The sequence below is a fragment of the Geobacillus sp. PLS 41 genome (genome assembly GCF_056494105.1).
In genome coordinates this window covers 3,201,326-3,220,220 of record NZ_CM151395.1, presented here as the reverse complement: position 1 = coordinate 3,220,220, position 18,895 = coordinate 3,201,326, and the positions used below count along the sequence as shown (strand labels likewise).

Sequence of the window (18,895 nt, the reverse complement as noted above, 5' to 3'; positions counted from 1 at the left end):
ACAAAGTGACTCGAGCGCCGCTCGTTTATGTGCGGTAGCTTTTCAACACGCGTTCGACATACGCCCGCGTTTCGGCAAATGGCGGCACGCCCCCATAGCGGTCGACGTGCCCGGGCCCGGCGTTGTAGGCGGCTAAGGCGAGAGTGATATTGCCGCTGTACCGGTCAAGGAGCTGGCGCAAATATTTTACGCCGCCGTCGATGTTTTGCGCCGGATCAAGCGGGTTGTTGACGCCGAGCATTTTTGCCGTGCTTGGCATGAGCTGCATGAGTCCAAGCGCTCCAGCCGGGCTTTTCGCATCGGGACGGAAATTTGACTCATGGCGAATGACGGCGCGGATGAGCTGCGGGTCAACATCGTATTTTTCCGCTGCCGCCGCGATTAAAGCATCGATGGAAGAAGATGAGTTGGTTGCAGCACCCGCTTCATGTTCGAGCGGGGCGCTGCGATGGCCGGCGGGCGCCGGGGGCTGACCGCTTAGGGCAGCTTGAGGCGCCTCGGCAGAAGATTCCTCACCGCGGCTGAGAGATTCGGCAAGCAAGCTTGAAAACAAGGATGGCACCGGCGATGGCAACAGGCTGGAGCGTCCGGGTGAGAACGCATTGAGCGCCTGCCATTCGATGAGCAGCTTTAATGGCGAAACGGTCATCGTCTTTCCTCCATTTCTTTCATGCGGGCGTAAAAGCGGGCGATTTTGTTTGGCGCCGGGCGGCGCGGGATGCCGAGCGCCTCAAGCAGGCGCAAAAACCGCTTTTCACCCGCTTCCACGTGATCCACTTCATATTCAAGTTCGTAATCTTCGCTTTGCAAGTAACAGTTATGGTCAAGGCATAGCGTGCCGCCTTCATGCGGCCATTCGGCTCGGTCGGTGACAAGGGAGCCAAAGCAGCGCACCTCGTGTGGGTTGATGCCCAGTTCTGCAAGCAAATCGGCGATCGCCCCGCGCGGCGCCGCTATACCAGCAAGCAACGCTTCCGCTTCAGACAGCGAAAGCGGCTCATGGATTTCCAAAATGGTCCCGTCCGCCCGCGTTTGTTTCAGCGTCAAGGTCAGGCGTCCCTCTTTCGCCCGGATGCGCAGCGCTGCCGCTCGTTCTTTCAGGGCGAATGACGGGGTGTCAAAGTAATGGTTTTCCTGGCGGAAGAAAGCGCCATCATCAAGGCGGAAGGCGGCGCGGACGGCAGCAAACTCCGCTGCCGTTAACAAGTTTTTTAATTCGATTTCGATTTCTTGATGCATCGTGAATCCCCTTCAGACAGGATAGTCGTCTCCCTCTATTATCAGCTGTTTTCCGGCGAATATCAATTATTTCGCCTGTATAGGGTGAATATGGTAAAATAAAGGGCGGATGGTTGATGCGGAAGGAGAGAAAACATGAACGAAAAATGGATCGTCGAGCGGGTGGAGCGGGAAGGCGGCCGGCTTTGGCTGTATGTCAATGATGCTCCGGTTCCGCTTGCCCGCGTAACGCCGAAACGCCATATGCTTGTCGATTCGGATGCGTTGGCGTTTGCGTACATTTTGGAAACCGATGACCGCTTTCTATATGTCATGATTCCGAAGCCGTGGTGGCCTGAGCTAAAGGCGGCGCTTGACGCCAAGGAGCCGGTCTGGCTTCGATGTGGAGAGAGGACGCTTGAGCTTGAACAGTTTCACGATGAACTGTCTTATTTGCTTGAAAATATTCGCGGCAACGCCAACTATGGCGAGGCGCTTGAACAGGCGGTGCAAGACGTGTTTTTTGAGCAATAAGCCGGGGGTTTTCCCTTTCCGGCGCGTTCGAACAGGGAGCGGCCCGGTGAATTCGCATCGTGCAGCAAGAAAGAGGCGCGGTTGCGCCCTCTTGACGTAAGCCGCGGGAGATCGAAAACATGTAGGCAGGTGGTACGATGGTCAACCATTGGGATTTGTTTTTAGCCCCGTATAAGCAGGCGGTTGAGGAGCTGAAAGTGAAGCTAAGGGGCATTCGCGCCCAATTTGAGATGATTGAAGCGCACTCGCCGATTGAGTTTGTCACCGGACGGGTGAAGCCCGTCGCCAGCATTTTGGATAAGGCGCAAAAGAAAAACATCCCGCTCGACCGTCTTGAGGAAGAGATGCAAGATATTGCGGGGCTGCGCATCATGTGCCAGTTTGTCGATGACATTAAGACCGTCGTCGAGCTATTGCGCCAGCGCAACGATTTTACGATTGTTGAAGAACGCGATTACATCACGCAAAAAAAAGAGAGCGGCTACCGCTCGTACCATGTCGTCATCCGCTATCCAGTGCAGACGATCCGCGGTGAAAAAAACATTTTGGCGGAGATTCAAATTCGAACGTTGGCGATGAACTTTTGGGCGACGATTGAGCATTCGTTGAACTATAAGTACAGCGGGCGTTTCCCCGAAGATATCAAAGTTCGGCTGCAGCGCGCCGCGGAGGCGGCCTATCGCCTCGATGAGGAGATGTCGAAAATCCGCTTTGAAATTCAAGAAGCGCAGGCTGCTTTTTCTCGAAAACAAGAAGCAAAAGGAGAAGGGCAATGAAACGGACGGACGCGCCGCTCGTGTTCGCCATCACGTCCAAAGGCGACGACATATCAAACGCTCTGGCGCAAAAAATGAAAACGTATTTGCTTGACTTTGACTTGCGTTACGATGAAGAGGAACCTGATCTCGTCATTTCGGTTGGCGGTGATGGAACGCTGTTGTATGCGTTCCATCGCTATTGCCATCGGTTGGACAAGACGGCGTTTGTCGGAGTCCATACTGGCCATCTCGGCTTTTACGCGGACTGGGTGCCGGAGGAACTCGAAAAGCTCGTCATCGCCATCGCTAAGACGCCGTACCAAGTGGTCGAATACCCGCTCCTTGAGGTGACGATCCGCTATCTCAACGGCGGAAGCGAGGCAAAGTATTTAGCGCTCAATGAATGCACAGTCAAGTGCGTCAGCGGGACGCTCGTGATGGATGTCGAGATTCGCGGCGACTTGTTTGAGCGGTTCCGCGGCGACGGGTTGTGCATTTCGACGCCGACCGGCAGCACGGCTTACAATAAAGCGCTCGGCGGCGCGATTTTGCATCCTTCGCTTGAGGCGATTCAAGTGACCGAGATGGCGTCGATCAACAACCGCGTGTTTCGGACAATCGGTTCGCCGCTCGTGCTGCCGGCGCACCATACGTGTTTACTCAAGCCGGTCAACCACGTCGATTTTCAAATTACGATCGACCATTTGTCACTGTTGCATAAAGAAGTGAAGTCGATTCAATGCCGGGTGGCCGATGAAAAGGTGCGTTTCGCCCGCTTTCGGCCGTTTCCGTTTTGGCGGCGGGTGCGCGACTCGTTTATCGCCGACTGAGGGAAAACCCGCCTCCTTGGTTAGGCAACGCTTCCCGTTTGCGGCGAGGTGATGGTCTTTTGGCGCGGATGCCGCTTCCGTTTTAGCGGCGCCAAAGGAAAGTGGATGGAACACGATGAGCAAGACGGAGATTTTTGATCAGAAAGGTGACGAACATTGCCGCCGTTTACCATGACCTTTTCCATCGATGAACAGCACGACGGAAAGCTGCTGCGCCAGTTTTTGCAAGAGAACGGCATTTCGCGGACGGCGCTTACCGATATTAAATTCCATGGCGGGGCGCTGTTGGTTGACGGTCGGCCCGTCACCGTCCGCCATGTGCTGCGCGCCGGCGAGACGCTGTCGGTTGTCTTTCCGCCGGAGCGGACAAGCGATTGGATGGACGCAGAAGCGATGCCGCTTGACATTCTGTATGAAGACGATTACGTCCTTGTTGTCAACAAACCAGCGGGATTGGCGACGATTCCGTCGCGCCACCATCCGGGCGGGACGCTCGCCAATGGCTTGCTTCACCATTATCGAAAGCAGCAGCTCGACTCGACCGTCCATATCGTCACCCGGCTTGACCGCGACACGTCCGGGCTCGTGCTCGTCGCCAAGCACCGCCACGTTCATCATTTGTTGTCGGCATTGCAGCAAAAAGGGCACGTTGTGCGCACGTATGAGGCCATTTGCCATGGCGTCATTGTCGAGGATGAAGGGACGATTGACGCCCCCATCGGCCGCCAAAGCGACAGCATCATTGCTCGCGAAGTGCGGGAAGACGGGAAGCCGGCTGTCACTCATTTTCGTGTACTTGAGCGGCTTTATGGCTATACATACGTTTCGCTCCGGCTGGAGACGGGGCGCACGCACCAAATTCGCGTCCATTTGGCTTATCTCGGCCACCCGCTCGCCGGCGATGAACTGTACGGCGGGAGCCGGGAGATGATCGGCCGCCAGGCGCTTCATAGCCGGCAGCTGTCGTTTTTTCATCCGTTTGCCGGGCGCTGGTATACATGTTCCGCCCCGCTTCCTGACGATATGGAGCTCCTCATCGAGGCAACGCGCAGAAGGTGCGCTGATTAGGAGAACGTGCGGAATTTTTCCGGAACGAACGGCATCGAGGAAGGAACGGAGACCGTTTCCATTTCCGGATAGCGCAAGGCGGTCAGCGCGCCGCCGAATACGCAGCCGGTGTCGATGTTGACCGTCCGCCCGACAAACCGCGGTTTTTCGACCGGCGTGTGGCCATATACAACCCATGCGCTGCCGTGATACCGTTTCGCCCAGTCGCGGCGCACCGGCGTCCCGTCCTGGTTCATTTCGCCGGTGATGTCCCCGTACAGGACGAACGTCTTGACTTTTTTGTCCGTCCGCCCGATATAGTCGTGACGGATGCCGGCGTGGGCGATGACAAGGCGCCCCTCATCGAGCACCGCATACAGCGGCGCCTGTTCATACAGGCGGATGAACTTGCGGCGGATCATCTCCTGTTCGCTTGGAGGCAAGGTGCGATATTCTGCGACCGTCGTCTCAAGCCCGTGGGCGATTTGCACGTTTCGTCCTAAAAAAAAGCGGTACAGCTTATTGCAATGGTTGCCTGGCACGTAGTAAGCCAAATTTCGCTCAACAAGGGCGCAGACGATCTCGATCATGTTCAGCGATTCAGGACCGCGGTCGGTCAAATCGCCGACGAAGCCGAGCTTTCGTCCGTCGGGATGAATCGGCACCCCTTCGTCCCAATGGTAGCCGAGTGTTTCCGTCAATGCGGCGAATTCACGGAAGCAGCCATGAATGTCGCCGATGATGTCCACTTGCATCGAATGTGCTCCTTTCTCGCCATAGTGGTTGTACTACCAGTATGTCCGTTCAGTCAGGAAAAGAAAAGATGCGGCGGTTTTGCCCGTCTCATCGCGGCTTTTGCGGGGGCAACGCCCAAACGGCGGAGCCCGCGGCCAGGAAACAAAGAAGTGGAGTTGAGCTTGATGGCGACAAAAAACGCCGCCTGCGGACACAGCAAGCGGCTTTATTCATCGCTTGCGAACATAAACTTCCGCGTTCGCGAATGAACGTTTAAGACGAGGCCGATCGCCAGCATATAAGTCGCCAGCGAGCTTCCTCCATAGCTGATGAACGGAAGCGGCAACCCCGTGATCGGCAAAAGTCCAATCGTCATGCCAATGTTTTGGAACACTTGGAACGTAATCATGCCCGCGACGCCGGCGCATAAATAGCTGCCATATAAATCGTTGCTCTCCAAGGCAATATGGATCATGCGATAAATGAGCAGGAAAAAGAGAGACACGACGATGCTTGAGCCGACAAATCCGAACTGTTCTGAGATGACGCCAAACACAAAGTCTGTGTGCGCCTCCGGCAAATAGACTTGTAAGTTGCCCAATCCTTTCCCATACAGTTCCCCTGACCCAATGGCCATAAGCGAACGGATGAGCTGGAAGCCTTGTTCGTTGGAATATTCATATGGAGCCAGCCAGCCGTAAAACCGGTTCAACTGGTAATCTTCTTTAATAATGTACTTATGGAAGAAATCAGGAAAATAAAAGAAAATGAACACAACGACTGCCACCATTGTTACACCGGAAAGGACAATGCCGAAAATGATGCGCCAGCGGATGCCGGAAACGAGCACCAAGGTGGCGGTGATGGCCATAAACACCATCGACATGCCCATGTCCGGCTGCTTGGCGAGCAAAATGAGCGGCGGCAAGACGGTCAAAGCGATTTTGCCAAGCAATTTAAAATCATCGCTGATCGTCGGTTCGGGATATTTTTCCCGATGGTTGACGATGATGCGACTTAGGACGATGATCATAAAAATTTTCATCAGCTCGGATGGTTGAAAGTTGCCTCCAGGTAGATGGTACCAGCTCGTCGCCCCCTTAATGGTTACTGATCCTGGGACGTTCAATTCCAGCCCAAGCAACAGCAACATCCCGAATCCATACAAATACCAAGCGATTTGAAACAGCCGATCATAGTCAATGATCATCGTCAAGGCGATCACGACAGCGCCGATGGCGTACCATTGCAGCTGTTTCGAAGCGAAGTTGACGTTTTGCAGTTTCTCCGGCAGCATCGGTTCTGCGCTATGGATGGCGATGGCGCTGACGACCGCCATCAAGAATAAAAGGAACAGCATATGGTAATCCAGCTTCGATTTGGAAAAACGATCATGATCCATGGAACGATCCTCTCCATTCAAATGTGCCATATACCATATTAGCGAATCGCGCCGGTTTTGCAAAGTGGGAAAAACCGCCGCCAGCATGAAGGAATCGGAAGGCAAAAGGGAAGCGTGCATTTACATCGGCCGCCGCATCGCCTATAATAGAATTAACACCTGGTGCTAAGAATAAATGATAATTGGGAGGATGAACGAATGGTCTTATCGTTGGAAGGACGTACATATGTCGTGATGGGGGTGGCGAACAAACGAAGCATCGCCTGGGGCATTGCTCGTTCGCTTCACGCTGCCGGCGCTCGGTTGGTGTTTACGTATGCCGGAGAGCGGTTTGAAAAAGAGGTGCGGGCGCTTGTGGATACGCTTGGGGACGAACGTTCGCTTCTGCTGCCATGCGATGTGGCAAAAGATGAAGACATCGTTCAATGTTTCGCGCAAATCAAAGAACAAGTCGGCGTCATCCACGGCGTCGCTCATTGCATCGCCTACGCCAATAAAGAAGACTTGAGCGGGGAATATATGAACGTCAGCCGCGAAGGCTTTTTGCTCGCCCACAATATCAGCGCATATTCGCTCACCGCGGTTGCGCGCGAGGCGAAAGAGCTGATGACGGAAGGCGGCAGCATCGTCACCCTCACGTACTTAGGCGGCGAGCGCGTCGTGCAAAACTACAACATTATGGGTGTGGCGAAAGCGTCGCTTGATGCGAGCGTGAAATATTTGGCGAACGATTTAGGCAAATACGGCATCCGCGTCAATGCCATTTCCGCTGGACCGATTCGCACACTGTCGGCCAAAGGGGTGAGCGATTTCAACTCGATTTTAAAGCAAATCGAAGAACGCGCTCCGCTCCGCCGGACGACGACCCAAGAAGAAGTCGGCGATGCGGCGCTGTTTTTGTTCAGCGACTTGTCGCGCGGCATCACCGGGGAAATTATTCACGTCGACTCGGGATACCACATTTTAGGATATTAAAAACGTGCGAGCAGCCGTTCCTGTTGATGGAGCGGCTGTTTTTTGCTTGACTTGGGCAATTATTGAGATCACGGGCATACATATATAAGGTAAGGCAAGCATGGAAAGGGGGATCGACGTGCGGAAACAAAACGTTGTGGAGACGGAGCCGTTGCTTTACATTGTGCAGCCAAAAGCGATGCGGGCGGCGGCGCATATGCAAGAAACGTTTATGTGGACTAGCCGAATGCAACAGGAAGAGGAAGGAAATTCCAGCGATGAACGAGGCGGCGAGGAGGAATCGACTGAATTTTTTGCCAAAAAAGAATTCCAAGCGATGGCGCTCGACGAGCGGCTGGTCTTTTTGGCGGAGCTGCCCGGCCATTTGCCGCCGCTGAAATGCCAATTTGTCATGAAGGATAAGAGCTATGAAGGCATATTAAAGAAGTGCACGGCGACCGAGTTGACGATCGCCGATGAACAGGGAAACGAAACGGTCATCGGGCGCGCGCAGCTTTCTCGCGGTGACGATGATCGGGTTTGTGCAGTAACGCATTTCCTTGCGTTGAAACGCATCTTTGCCTGAATGCGTTGCGGCGCCAGGAAAGGATGATGAGGGTTTGTTTCCTTCATTTGCTGTGGGAGTGTATTCTCATTTTTATTTTGGATGTCCGTCATTTTCTTCTTGGCGATTTTCGATTCGTGTTAGTGTGAGCTTGCAATCGTAAAATGTTTGGTGTCATGTTTCGCTTGAGCCAATTTGCGGTTCAAATGCGTTTTAGGCGACGCGTCCAGCGTTTGTTGGTTGCCGCTTGCAATGGTAAAAGGTTTTATGTGGCGGCCGGTTTGGGGCTGTTTAGGAGCTGGGGCGCTTTTCGCGAGTTCAGTTCGCTCTGCCGCAGCTTCTTTTTGTTTGGCTGTTTGTTGATGGTCTTCCATTGATATGGCACGCTCTTTTTTGGTTTTTCCCTTTTTCGTTTTGTCGGATGACGCTGCCGCGTTCTTTTTCGAGTGGACTTTTTCTTTTGCATCCGCTTTAGGGGTTGGCCGGTTCAGTTGTTCTGTTGCATCTTCTTTCAGCGGTTCTATTGTCATGCCGGCTGCTTGTTCTTCACTCACTACAGCTTGTTCTGTTTTCTCCGCCTGCTCCCAAACTTCCAATAACTCGGAAGCGACTCGCTCCCAATGATAGATCGAAATCGCAAGCTGCCGGCCTTTTTCTCCCATTCTTCTCATCAATGATTGATCCGATAATATTTGGGCAATCTTGTTGGCAAAATCACTCGGGTCCTCCGGATTTTCTACGATAAGGCCGTTTTCATTGGCGAAAATGACTTCCGGATTGCCGCCTCTCGCGGTCGTTACGATCGGAAGGCCTGCTGCCATGGCCTCATAGTGGACGCGCGCCAACGGTTCCTGCCATTGCGAGGTGCATACAAACAAATCAGCCGCCGCAAACCAATTTTGGATTTCATTCGGTGGGACAAAGCCTGTCGTGACAACGGGGACAGGCATTCGTTTCGCCAGTGCTCTTACATATGCGACATAATCAGTAATGTCATTTTCGCTAAACCAGTTGCTCCCGACAATCACCAGGGCTAAGTTTTTAAATTTTTTTGCCAGCTCCGGCAATGCTAGAATGAGTTTATCGACCCCTTTATTGCGAGACAGCCTTCCGGCGAACAAAATGACCGTTTTGTTTTCCAACCCATGTGCCCGCCGAATGTCGTTGCGTATTTTCTGCATTTTTGGATGATTTCCCGGCAAAAATCGTTCGCTGTCTACTCCAGAATAAATCGTGCGCAATTTTGGCGATGCCTGCGGATATAGACTGCGGATGACATTGCCAATATAATCGCTCACGGTTACGATGTAGGCCACTTCTGCGATGGCCGCCGTTGCTTCTTCTGGATCGATTTTTTCCGGTTGAAACATATCATTGTGCATACTTAACGTCATTTTGGCGTCGGGCGCTGCCTGCCGGATGGGCAGAACAAGGCGGGGGCGGTTAAAGATATGGATGAGATCGAACTTGTTCGCTTCCACATAACGAACAACGTTTTCCCGGTATATTTCAAATATTTTTCCCGGTACGCGCACGTAGTGAACGCCATGGATGGTTTCTTGCTCGGGAAGCGACGAATCGCTGATGCCTAAAACGGTAATATCATGGAATTGGCTTACATGTGGAAGAATGCCGGAAATATACGTTTGAATGGCCCCGCCTAATAAAGGGGGAACGGGGAGTTTTTCTGTACAAACCATCAAAATCCTCATATTTATCCCACTCCTTTCCAGTCATTTTCGATTTCTGCCAATACAGGCCACTTTGACTGGTCGGTTTCGACAATCGTTTGAATTAACTGTGCTGTTTGTTCATTGAGAAAAATTTCCGGTTCATAGACGACTTCTTTCATATTTTTATAAAATTCGTTTGGCATGGCCAAGTCAATCATCAAAAGCTCGTATAATTCAGGTGTGATTGGATTTGCTTCGTGGTACGCTAGAATCATTTCCCGCACCCATGTTGCATCCCATTTGTATAAATCCGCCATTGTGCCGCTAATGAGTTTTCGTAAATCACGAATCGGAAGGTCAAAGGCAACTCCGTCGAGATCAATAATCCACATTCCGTCCGCGCCCATTTGGCCGTTGGACCAACCGTAGTCTTGGTGAACCAACCCCCAATGAGCCGTTCCTTGCTTGACGAATTCAACATAGCTGGATTGCAGGAATCGTTCCATGCCTTTTCGCGCCTGTTCTTCAAATCGGTCAACTACCTCTAATAATGGTGGGCTTGCCGGCATTTCAGGGTAGTATTTGGCAATGTTCCGAAACCAGCTCATTTTCGTAATCATTTTTTCATAGTTTTTTGGCCATTTGTGCAGCCGCGAAGCCATTTCCGCCTGTTTTGGGGGGACATACCCTTTGCTTAGCCGATGGAATTCACCAAGGGCATAACAAAGCTTTCTTGCTCCTTCCAAATCCTTTGTAACTGGCGTCAACGGTTCAATCCATTCCGCCACAAACCATAGTTTTCCTCCTGCCTCGACATAACTTTTTTCATCCTTTGTTTTTACAATTGGCGGCACTCTTGCCTTGCGCACTTCCACTAAATATTCTTGTGCTCCTAGGCTGAATAGGCTCCTTGTCGGCCTCCGGTGCAGCAGCTTCAAACTTTTCGGGCCTGATTTCGTTTCGAGCTTCCAAATCGCTCCTCCCTTGTCCGGTTTTGTCGTAACGATTTGCATGTTTTGAACGGATAAATCGTAGTTTTTCAGCACTTCCTCTGCCAGCTGGATGATATACTCAGGGATAAAAAATTCATGGGTCGTTTCATCGACGAGCCATGGTTCAATAACGATGTCTTTCATGCTATCCCTCCTGTCAGGTATTTGGGAATGGACGAAGTGAAATATGTGTGATTGCTACTAGGATATGTATGGAGAACGAAATTGGACTGGGTAAGCTCATTAAATAGAGGATATTTCCCGAAGCCTCTGCAGTTTGACGAACTGGGGGGCGGCGAAAGTGTGACGAGTGGGGATAGATGCACAAGGAGCGGCATGGTTGATTTCATCGGAGAAAGAGAAAAAGGCTGTCCCGAAAACATTTCTCTTAGACAGCCCTTATTGGTTTGGGGAAAGAGAGGAACATGCTTCGATATAAACCGTTTCAAACCGCTTGGCCACATGGTGGAATTGAAATTGCTGTTCAACGAGCGTTCTTGCCTTTTTCGCCATGGTTTCCGCTTCATGTTTGTTCACAAGCATGTAATCAATCGCTTCAAAAAAAGCGTGCGGGTTTTGGTAGTCATCGATGACAAAGCCGGTTTCGCCGTGGCGGACGATTTCGGTGTTGCCGCCGCGGTTGGTTGTCACGACCGGAATGCCGGCGGCCATCGCTTCGTAATGAACGCGGGCGAGCGGCTCGTGCCATTGCGAGCTGCATACAAACACATCGGCCATTAAGAGCAGTTTGGGGATATGACTGTGCGGAACGTAATTCGTAAACAGAACGCGATCGGCCATCGGCGCCGCGAGCTCATGAAGCCAGTCGATGTATTCGCTTCGGCCGGTGTCGCCGAACCATTTTCCGCCGACGATGACAAGCGCTGCCTCGGGATGGCGGATCAAAAGGGATGGCAGGCATTGAATCAGCAAATGCGGTCCTTTTGTTTTGCTGAGTCGGCCGAGAAAGAGAACGACTTTTTTATCGGTGAGTCCGTACGCTTCGCGTTCCGCTTGGCGGATGCGCCTGCCTTCTTCCGTCCAGACGGGGATGTATTGGGAAGCATCGACTCCGGAATAAACGACTTTTACTTTCTGAGGATCGATTGGGTAACGGTTTGTCACCGTCCGTTTGATGTATTCACTGACGGCGGTCAGCAAGGTGCAGGCGTCTAGCGCCCGCTTCGCCTGTTCTGCTGTAATTTTCAGCGGGGAAAACATGTCGTTATGCAGGCTTAGCACAAAGGCGCTTTGCGGAGCCGCCGCTTGGTAATCGATGAGCGGAACAGGACGATTGAAGACGTGGACGACATCGAATTTGTGCGCGGCCAACGCACGTGCCACATCCGTTTCATACGTGGCTTTTGGAAAACGGATGTAGCGGATGTCTCCGTCTGTCTCTTCAGGCGGCAAAAGCGGATCAGCGATTGAAAAAATCGTCAGTTCGTGGCGTCGGGCGATCAATGGAGCAATCCCATCGATCATCATTTGAATGGCCCCGCCCCGCACTGCCGGGGCGGGCAGCTTTTCCGTGCAGACATAGGCGATTTTCATGAATGCTCACCCTCATACAGCGAACGGATGTATTCGATCTCTTTTTGTAGGCCGCCCTCAAGCGTTACAACCGGCTTGTACCCGAGCAGCCGCTCCGCTTTTGCCAAGTCGGCCCACGTTTGTTTCGGCTCTCCGCGGGCGGAGGGGGTATACTGAATGATCGCTTGTTTTCCCGTCAGCGTTTCCAGCAGACGGATCACCTCATTGACCGATGCTCGTTCTTTTCCGCCGATATTGATCGTTTCTCCAATGACGCCATCCCGCTCGAGCGCGGCGATCGTTCCATCAACGCAGTCAGAAATATAGGTGAAATCGCGCGATTGTGTTCCGTCGCCGAACACGGTGAGCGGTTGTCCAGCGAGCAGCTGGCGGATGAAGCGGTGAAACGACATGTCCGGGCGCTGGCGCGGGCCATAGACGGTGAAATAGCGCAAAATGACGATCGGTACGGCGAACTCGCGAAAATAGACGCGGCATAAATGTTCGCCGGTGAGCTTCGTAATGCCATATGGGGAGAGCGGGGCCGGTTCAAGCGTTTCCGACAACGGGCCGCTCCGCTCGCCGTAGACGGATGAGGTCGAAGCGTAGATGAACCGTTTGAGTGGCCGGTCTTTGCATGCCTCAAGCAACCGCTGGGTAGTGGAAATGTTGTGTGCAGCATAGGCGGCAAACTCCGTCCCCCAGCTCGTTCGCACACCGGGCATGCCGGCTAAGTGGTAGACCGCTTCGACGTTTTGCAGCAAGGACGGCAAATCGGCTGTCAACAAATCCAGCTCAAGAAAGGTAAACCGTGGATGAGACTGCAAATGGGCAATGTTCTTCGCTTTTAGCGGCGCCGGCGTCGGTCCGAGAAAGCCGTCGACGCCAATCACATGATGCTCGTCGTTTTCCAGCAGTTTTTCGCATAAATGGGAGCCGATAAATCCGGCCGCACCGGTGACGAGAATGTTCACGGGCGCCCCACCCCCATGTAGCGCAAACCGCTTTGTTCGACTGCATGGCGATCCAAACAGTTTCGACCGTCAAACACGAGCGTCCCATTCATCGCCGCTTTCACTTGCCCCCAGTCAAGCGTGCGGAATTCGTCCCAATCGGTGGCGATGACCAAGCCATCCGCCCCTTGGATCGCTTCGTGCACCGACTGGACTTGTGTGACGCGGGTGAGCGGCTCCGAGAGCGTTGCCTTCGGGTCGTAGGCGGCAACCGTACAGCCGTTTTCACTCAATCGGCGGATGAGCGCTTCAGCGGGGGAAAAACGCGTATCGTCTGTATTCGGCTTGAAGGAGATGCCAAGCACGGCGATCTTTTTGTCCGTCAATGGGGCAAGTTGCTCATTGAGTTTTTGGAAGCAAACGTCAAGCTGGGTGGCGTTGATGGTCTGCACCGCCTTCAGCAAATGCGGCTCCACTTGGCGCGAACGCGCCGCATGTTCGAGCGCTTTGATATCTTTTGGAAAGCAAGATCCTCCATAGCCGAGGCCGGCCCGCAAAAAGTGTGGGCCGATGCGCGGGTCGAGGCCGATCCCGCGGGCGATGTCATTGACATCGACGGCAAACGCGTCACAGATGCGCGCCATTTCGTTAATAAAGGAAATTTTGGTCGCCAAAAACGCGTTGGCGGCGTATTTGATCAGTTCCGCGCCGGTCAGGCTCGTTGTGAGGTAAGGGGCGTTGATGCCGGCATACACCGCCTGCATGACGGCAAGCGATTGGTCATCATCCGGTTCGAGTCCGACGACGATTTTGTCTGGGTGAAACATATCGTAGACAGCCGACCCTTCCCGCAAAAACTCTGGGTTGGATACGATTCGGAACAACTGCGGTTTCACTCCTTTGCGGATAAGCTCGGCACGCATCCATTCATTCGTCCCCGGCGGGACAGTGCTTTTCGTGACGATCGTTTTGTACGATTTGATCGTCGTTGCCAAGCGGTCGAGCACCGCTTCAATATAGCGCAAATCGGTGCCGCCGTCGGGCCGCGGCGGGGTGCCGACACAAATGACAACGACGGCCGCCCGTTTGATATCATCCCAGCGGCCGCTGAACGTCAAATAATTATCATTTTTGGCAATCAATTCTTCGAGCCCTGGCTCATAAAACGGAACTTCCCCGTTATTGAGCAGGCGGATTTTCCATTCATCATGATCAATGCAATGCACTTCATGCCCAAGTTCAGCAAGGACGGCAGCGGTGGTTAGTCCGACGTAGCCAGCGCCAATGATGCAGATGTTCATGCTAATAGGCCTCCTTCGTGAAATCTCCGGCTTTTATAGCGTATTAACGGACAAGTGTGGTTTGCTACATGGCAAGCGCCTAAAACGCTGGAAATGGTGCGGCCTATTTTCGTCGGACAACCTTTCTACTGTTTGGAAAGGAAAGGGGAAGAATTGAGCATCAAAAAAAACCAGGTGACAGTTACCTGGTTTTTTTGATGAATTCATCATACAGCCGCTCCTGCACCTTGATTTGTTTCGTGATATCAAACCGCTGTTCAATCACTTTGCGCGCTTTTTTCGTGAAGGATGGAATTCGTTCCGGATGTTCCAGAAAAAAGCGAATGCCGTTCGCTAGCTCAAGATCGTCTCTTTCTGGTGCGAGATAGCCGGTGCGTTTGTGTTCGATCAATTCGGGGATGCCGGCGTGATTCGTTGAGACGACCGGCAGCCCGCTTGCCATCGCCTCTTTCAACACGTTGGGGATGCCTTCGATGTCTCCATCAGAAGCGGTCTCGCTCGCCAAGCAAAATAGATGGGCGCGTTCCATTTCGCGGGCGATTGAAGCGGCATCCATGGCACCCAGCAGGTCGACAAACGGATCGAGCTTCAGCTCGCTGACAAGCCGGCGGATGTTTTCTTCCTCTTTGCCGCTGCCGATGATGCGGAGGCGGCAGCGCGGATGAACTGCATGCACGCGCCAAAAGGCGCGCACGAGCGTTAAAAACCCTTTTTTCTCGACGAGCCGGCCGATCGAGAGAATGATGATGTCTCCGTTTGCAGGAATCGTCCGTTCCCGGTACGGAAATAAATCGAGCTCGATGCCGCCGTAGAGAACTTGAATTTTTTTCGGCGGAAAGCCTAGCGTGATCAGTTCATTGGCAAGGTAGCGGCAGACAGGAAGAAAGAGCGCCCCATGCTGTTTGAGCAAATTGTACCGTTTTTGATTGCGCCGCAAACTTTGATGCTTCGCCGATCCATCGCGGCCGCGGATGCTGACGACAAGCGGAATGCGATGGGCGATGCAAAGCGGAAGAATTTCGACGGCATGCTTTCCATGGTGAGCGTGAATGGCGACAATATTTTGTTCTTTGGCGAAGCGGCCGAAATCGTCGATGTCGTTGAGGCGGTAATAGTTGATGAGAGGAAACGGATGGATGCCGTCATCAGCGAATGACCCGATCATGATCGGGCGGTATTTTTTTAAATGAACCATTTGGTTGTAAATAAAACGTTGATTGATTTTCATTTTTTCATGAAGAAAGTGGGCGATCGTTTGTTTCATTTTTCTCTATCCCTCGCTTTTGAAAAAATCGGACAAGAATGCGAATTTTTTTGTTTCCTGTTCGGCGAGGCGGGTGAGCAAGTCCAAGGACGATGGGCTGTGCAACGCTTGCTTTTGTTTTTCACGGCCGACCGCTTCGCTGTAAAACACGTGCGGAAACATGGCATCAGCCAAATAGACACTTTTGTATGGAGCATACAGGGAACAAACGGAGAAATAAAGGTCAAATAGCAGCCCCGTTCGTTTTACCGCATCGTTTTTCGGGTTTTTCATCAATGAAACAAGCAGAAAGCGAAAATCATCAAGCGGGAGGCCATAGTAGGCGCGGTCAAAGTCAATCATCATGACTTCGTGGTTTTCCGCCAATAAAAGGTTGTTGCTGTTGTAATCCCCGTGGCAAATGGCCTTTCGTTCTTTCGCTGTGCGGCAAAAATCAGCTAGATTGCTTTTTTCAAGCCATGCATAACTTTGATTAGCGATCCGGGCCATCTGTTCCATTATATGAGAAAGAGTGTCACCATGATCGATGGCCTTTGCCTGCTCCTCTAACTGTGCTGCTTTTTGCCGATGTGCGCTCAGCACGTCTTTTGGCTCCGGAAACGATGAAGGGCAGGGGCCGATCCAATCGGCAAACAGACTGTGAGCATGAAAGCGGGCGAGCCCTTCGATCCGTTGTTGGAAAGAGGGCTTCGTTCCGCTTGGGACGATGTAGTCCATCAAATAGTAGTAATGGCCTTTTCGGTGGATGTAATATTGGTCTGTTTTCGTTTGGAAGATTTTTGGGACATGAAATCCTTCTTGGTACAGCTTTGAATGAAGCAAAATCGGAAAATTCGTTTTGTCTTCGCTCAGCCGTTTCAGCACGTACCGTTCCCTCGTTTTTTTGTTTCGCACAAGCCATACTTTGTCGTTTTTCAGTTCCTTCATGATATCGACTTCAGTTCCAGTCAGGTCGTAACTGCTTAAAATGTCAAACAACAAGCGAGATCGTTTCGAAGCCAAGATCAGTTCCTCCTAGCATCTATTGTCGATTAGTAAAAGTGTATGTAATACGAGAAGCGAATGTATAGACAAGCGCACTAGTCAATGAGAAAACGGCGCCGCCAAAAAAATAAGCGCCGACCGCGCTGGTTGGCGTCAGCCGGCTGTGCCTTCTTTTCTAGCTATTCTTCCTCTTCATCTGTGTCGGCGGATGGAGCTGGCCTCATGGAGGCAGGGAGATCGATTGAGGTGATCGTGGCAGCATCGATCGTAAGCGAGCGCCCCCCCTCTTTATAAAAGCGGTCAACCAATAGCGAGACGCTGTTCGTCCGCGGCTCGAAGCCGAGAAAAAGCGCATTGTAATGCGTCTCGTTGGTGGTGTGCACGTTAACCTCAGTGTTGAGTGGAAGCGCGGCCAGCTGTTCGTAAAGAGCACGGGGAAGGCGGGGGCGGGTTGGGCGTCGGTTGAAAAAGACATGGTACATCGCGTCGCCTCCTTTCTAGTCTCTTGTGTTAAAAACCTATACTCCATCATATGATTGGCGTAGGAGAGCGTTTGGGTAAACGTCTGTACCAAAGAGAATTCGCTAGCTGCCAAATGGGAACGACAGAAGGCAATCGGTTTTTTGCGGTCATAATCATGGAAAGGGGAGGGGAGCATGGACGATCCGTTTTCATTTGTCCTTCTTTGTTTAGCCAGCTTTCGCCTGACACGGCTCATCGTATATGACGCGATCACCGCCTGGATTCGCCGTCCCTTTCACGAATGGACGGAGCAGGAGCTTCCGGACGGAAGCAAACAAGTGTTTCTTTCTTTCAAGGGAGGCGGGCTGCGTCGCTGGTTTGGCGAACTGCTGAGCTGCTACTGGTGCACGGGGATCTGGTGTGCGGCGTTTTGTTATATTGGCCTAATGCTTTGGCCGAATGTTTTTGAGCCGCTCATTATGCTTCTAGCGATTGCCGGCGGGGCGGCGATCATGGAGACGATCGTTAGTAAATGGTTGTCGTAAGGAGAAAGGCGGCTATTGAGGTCATGACACAGCCAATGAGGGATGCCGGCGGGCGTCGTTTTGGTCAAAAAATGGACAGCGAATCGCTGATGCTGGTTGGGCAACGTTCGCTGAAGGAATGGCCGGCGGTGTGGATGGAAGTCGTCGTCAGCCGGTGATGCAAAAACAGCCGCGCAGCTTGTCGGGATGACGTTGATGGAAGGAAACGTCCAACTCCTATTGTTTGAAATAGGAAATAGCGGAGCCGGCTCAAAACGGCCGGCCCAAACAGCAGGTGCGCCGCTGGTCGGCATGAAGGCGGAAAACGAGCGGGTCACCATTGAATGGCAATATGGTTGGCGGCAGGAACGCCCTTTGGCAGTTCTGCGCAATACACGAATCCATCAACCGTCAATGAGCGGGCATTGCTGGACGGGGGAACAGTGATTTCGAACTGGGAAAAGCGCCGCTCCTCGCTTGGTTCAAGCGGGGCGTCATAAAGCGGGGCAAGCCAGTATTCCCCGCTTTGCCGCACTTTTTCCCGCCAGTTTTCGTGGGTGAACGTCCAGCTTTCCGCGCTATTGGAGATCAGCGTTTCCTGCTCGGCCCGTCCGCTGTTTGGCAAAACAATTTTCCCGCTGAGCACCGCCGTTTTTGGAGGCGAAAGGCGGAGACAGACAATCAAATGGTGAAGCGGCGCTGTTCCGTGATTGCGAATGATGAAATCGCCGATGATGGTCAGCTCCTCCTCATCAAGATGCGTCGGAACGACGACAGAATAGTGAAACAACGCTGACACGGCAGCAGCTCGTTCAAACGCTGGTGTCTGTGTCTCTTTTGAGGTGTTATATCGCGTTTCTTCCAGTGCAATTTCACACAACAGAAGCTGGCGTTCCAAGGCGGCGATTTTTTTCTTGTACGTTTCAACGTTGGTTGTTTCTGCTTCACGCAGCTTCTCTTTCAAATAGGCGCTGCGCATTTTTTCCTTGGCCAACTCGGCCTCCAGTTGCTGCACTTGTTGCCGGCATGAGGCTGCTTCTGACCGGTAGTGGATGATTTGCTGCTGCAGACGGAGATGTTGGTCGTTTTTGTTTTTCATACGGTTTCCACCCCTTCCATTCTCATCTTATGTATCCATTGCGGGTGCATGCCATATAAAAAAGGCT

The 18,895-nt window shown here is 52.4% G+C and carries 21 protein-coding genes; 8 read left to right on the top strand and 13 right to left on the bottom strand.

Features of this window, described 5'->3' with window-relative positions:
* Positions 1-25 precede the first annotated feature (25 nt).
* Together ACVX3G_RS16130 and ACVX3G_RS16125 are read right to left on the bottom strand one after the other, a co-directional pair.
* Positions 26-649 carry a lytic transglycosylase domain-containing protein gene (locus ACVX3G_RS16130; protein ID WP_011230327.1) on the bottom strand — a complete coding sequence of 208 codons (624 nt, stop codon included), beginning with the start codon at positions 647-649 and terminating at the stop codon, positions 26-28.
* Positions 646-1,239, bottom strand: a complete 594-nt coding sequence (locus tag ACVX3G_RS16125; protein ID WP_011230328.1) for a CYTH domain-containing protein — start codon at positions 1,237-1,239, stop codon at positions 646-648. Before ACVX3G_RS16125 ends, ACVX3G_RS16130 begins: the two co-directional genes overlap by 4 nt.
* Positions 1,240-1,374: 135 nt before the next feature.
* On the opposite strand from ACVX3G_RS16125, the gene ACVX3G_RS16120 reads away from it, so the two are divergent.
* The 4 genes from ACVX3G_RS16120 to ACVX3G_RS16105 all read left to right on the top strand — a co-directional run bounded on the left by ACVX3G_RS16120 (position 1,375) and on the right by ACVX3G_RS16105 (position 4,408).
* Entirely contained in the window at positions 1,375-1,752 is a 378-nt protein-coding gene (locus ACVX3G_RS16120) for a UPF0738 family protein (protein ID WP_011230329.1), read from the top strand.
* A 137-nt stretch (positions 1,753-1,889) separates the two neighbouring features.
* Positions 1,890-2,528 carry a GTP diphosphokinase gene (gene yjbM / locus ACVX3G_RS16115; protein ID WP_011230330.1) on the top strand — a complete coding sequence of 213 codons (639 nt, stop codon included), beginning with the start codon at positions 1,890-1,892 and terminating at the stop codon, positions 2,526-2,528.
* Positions 2,525-3,340, top strand: coding sequence for an NAD kinase (locus tag ACVX3G_RS16110; RefSeq protein ID WP_011230331.1), 816 nt, complete (start codon positions 2,525-2,527; stop codon positions 3,338-3,340). Before yjbM ends, ACVX3G_RS16110 begins: the two co-directional genes overlap by 4 nt.
* Positions 3,341-3,496: 156 nt before the next feature.
* Positions 3,497-4,408: an RluA family pseudouridine synthase gene (locus tag ACVX3G_RS16105; RefSeq protein ID WP_011230332.1), complete on the top strand. Its 912-nt coding sequence runs from the start codon at positions 3,497-3,499 to the stop codon at positions 4,406-4,408.
* On the opposite strand, the gene prpE is transcribed toward ACVX3G_RS16105, so the two are convergent.
* On the bottom strand, positions 4,405-5,142 hold the full coding sequence (gene prpE, locus ACVX3G_RS16100) for a bis(5'-nucleosyl)-tetraphosphatase PrpE (protein WP_011230333.1): 738 nt from the start codon (positions 5,140-5,142) through the stop codon (positions 4,405-4,407). The two genes, ACVX3G_RS16105 and prpE, sit on opposite strands and share 4 nt — an antisense overlap.
* A 206-nt stretch (positions 5,143-5,348) precedes the next feature.
* Positions 5,349-6,524 (bottom strand): FtsW/RodA/SpoVE family cell cycle protein, encoded by a 1,176-nt coding sequence (locus tag ACVX3G_RS16095; protein WP_011230334.1) that lies wholly within the window; start codon positions 6,522-6,524, stop codon positions 5,349-5,351.
* A 198-nt stretch (positions 6,525-6,722) separates the two neighbouring features.
* Between ACVX3G_RS16095 and fabI the strand changes: the two genes are divergently transcribed.
* Both fabI and ACVX3G_RS16085 read left to right on the top strand, forming a co-directional pair.
* Positions 6,723-7,499 carry an enoyl-ACP reductase FabI gene (fabI, locus tag ACVX3G_RS16090; protein ID WP_011230335.1) on the top strand — a complete coding sequence of 259 codons (777 nt, stop codon included), beginning with the start codon at positions 6,723-6,725 and terminating at the stop codon, positions 7,497-7,499.
* A 118-nt stretch (positions 7,500-7,617) separates the two neighbouring features.
* Positions 7,618-8,064 carry a CotO family spore coat protein gene (locus ACVX3G_RS16085; protein ID WP_479454555.1) on the top strand — a complete coding sequence of 149 codons (447 nt, stop codon included), beginning with the start codon at positions 7,618-7,620 and terminating at the stop codon, positions 8,062-8,064.
* 119 nt (positions 8,065-8,183) lie between these two features.
* Here ACVX3G_RS16085 and ACVX3G_RS16080 read toward each other — a convergent pair whose 3' ends face one another.
* The 8 genes from ACVX3G_RS16080 to ACVX3G_RS16045 all read right to left on the bottom strand — a co-directional run bounded on the left by ACVX3G_RS16080 (position 8,184) and on the right by ACVX3G_RS16045 (position 17,225).
* On the bottom strand, positions 8,184-9,755 hold the full coding sequence (locus ACVX3G_RS16080; RefSeq protein WP_014195185.1) for a glycosyltransferase family 4 protein: 1,572 nt from the start codon (positions 9,753-9,755) through the stop codon (positions 8,184-8,186).
* A 2-nt stretch (positions 9,756-9,757) separates the two neighbouring features.
* Complete coding sequence (locus ACVX3G_RS16075) at positions 9,758-10,852, bottom strand: CotS family spore coat protein (RefSeq protein WP_011230338.1); 1,095 nt, start codon at positions 10,850-10,852, stop codon at positions 9,758-9,760.
* A gap of 255 nt (positions 10,853-11,107) precedes the next feature.
* Positions 11,108-12,262, bottom strand: a complete 1,155-nt coding sequence (locus ACVX3G_RS16070) for a glycosyltransferase family 4 protein (protein ID WP_011230339.1) — start codon at positions 12,260-12,262, stop codon at positions 11,108-11,110.
* Entirely contained in the window at positions 12,259-13,215 is a 957-nt protein-coding gene (locus ACVX3G_RS16065; RefSeq protein ID WP_011230340.1) for an NAD-dependent epimerase/dehydratase family protein, read from the bottom strand. The genes ACVX3G_RS16070 and ACVX3G_RS16065 overlap by 4 nt, the downstream gene beginning before the upstream one ends.
* Positions 13,212-14,495: a UDP-glucose dehydrogenase family protein gene (locus tag ACVX3G_RS16060; protein ID WP_014195188.1), complete on the bottom strand. Its 1,284-nt coding sequence runs from the start codon at positions 14,493-14,495 to the stop codon at positions 13,212-13,214. The genes ACVX3G_RS16065 and ACVX3G_RS16060 overlap by 4 nt, the downstream gene beginning before the upstream one ends.
* A 181-nt stretch (positions 14,496-14,676) precedes the next feature.
* A complete protein-coding gene (locus tag ACVX3G_RS16055) occupies positions 14,677-15,759 on the bottom strand; it encodes a glycosyltransferase (protein WP_011230342.1) in 1,083 nt (360 codons plus the stop codon).
* 6 nt (positions 15,760-15,765) lie between these two features.
* Positions 15,766-16,761: an aminoglycoside phosphotransferase family protein gene (locus tag ACVX3G_RS16050; protein WP_014195189.1), complete on the bottom strand. Its 996-nt coding sequence runs from the start codon at positions 16,759-16,761 to the stop codon at positions 15,766-15,768.
* A 161-nt stretch (positions 16,762-16,922) separates the two neighbouring features.
* A complete protein-coding gene (locus tag ACVX3G_RS16045; RefSeq protein WP_011230344.1) occupies positions 16,923-17,225 on the bottom strand; it encodes a hypothetical protein in 303 nt (100 codons plus the stop codon).
* Between the two features lie 174 nt (positions 17,226-17,399).
* On the opposite strand from ACVX3G_RS16045, the gene ACVX3G_RS16040 reads away from it, so the two are divergent.
* On the top strand, positions 17,400-17,750 hold the full coding sequence (locus ACVX3G_RS16040) for a DUF1360 domain-containing protein (RefSeq protein ID WP_011230345.1): 351 nt from the start codon (positions 17,400-17,402) through the stop codon (positions 17,748-17,750).
* A gap of 23 nt (positions 17,751-17,773) precedes the next feature.
* Positions 17,774-17,908 carry a hypothetical protein gene (locus ACVX3G_RS16035; protein ID WP_014195190.1) on the top strand — a complete coding sequence of 45 codons (135 nt, stop codon included), beginning with the start codon at positions 17,774-17,776 and terminating at the stop codon, positions 17,906-17,908.
* 155 nt (positions 17,909-18,063) lie between these two features.
* Here the strand turns inward: ACVX3G_RS16035 and ACVX3G_RS16030 are convergent, their stop codons facing one another.
* Positions 18,064-18,828, bottom strand: a complete 765-nt coding sequence (locus ACVX3G_RS16030) for a hypothetical protein (RefSeq protein ID WP_011230347.1) — start codon at positions 18,826-18,828, stop codon at positions 18,064-18,066.
* Between the last annotated feature and the right edge of the window lie 67 nt (positions 18,829-18,895).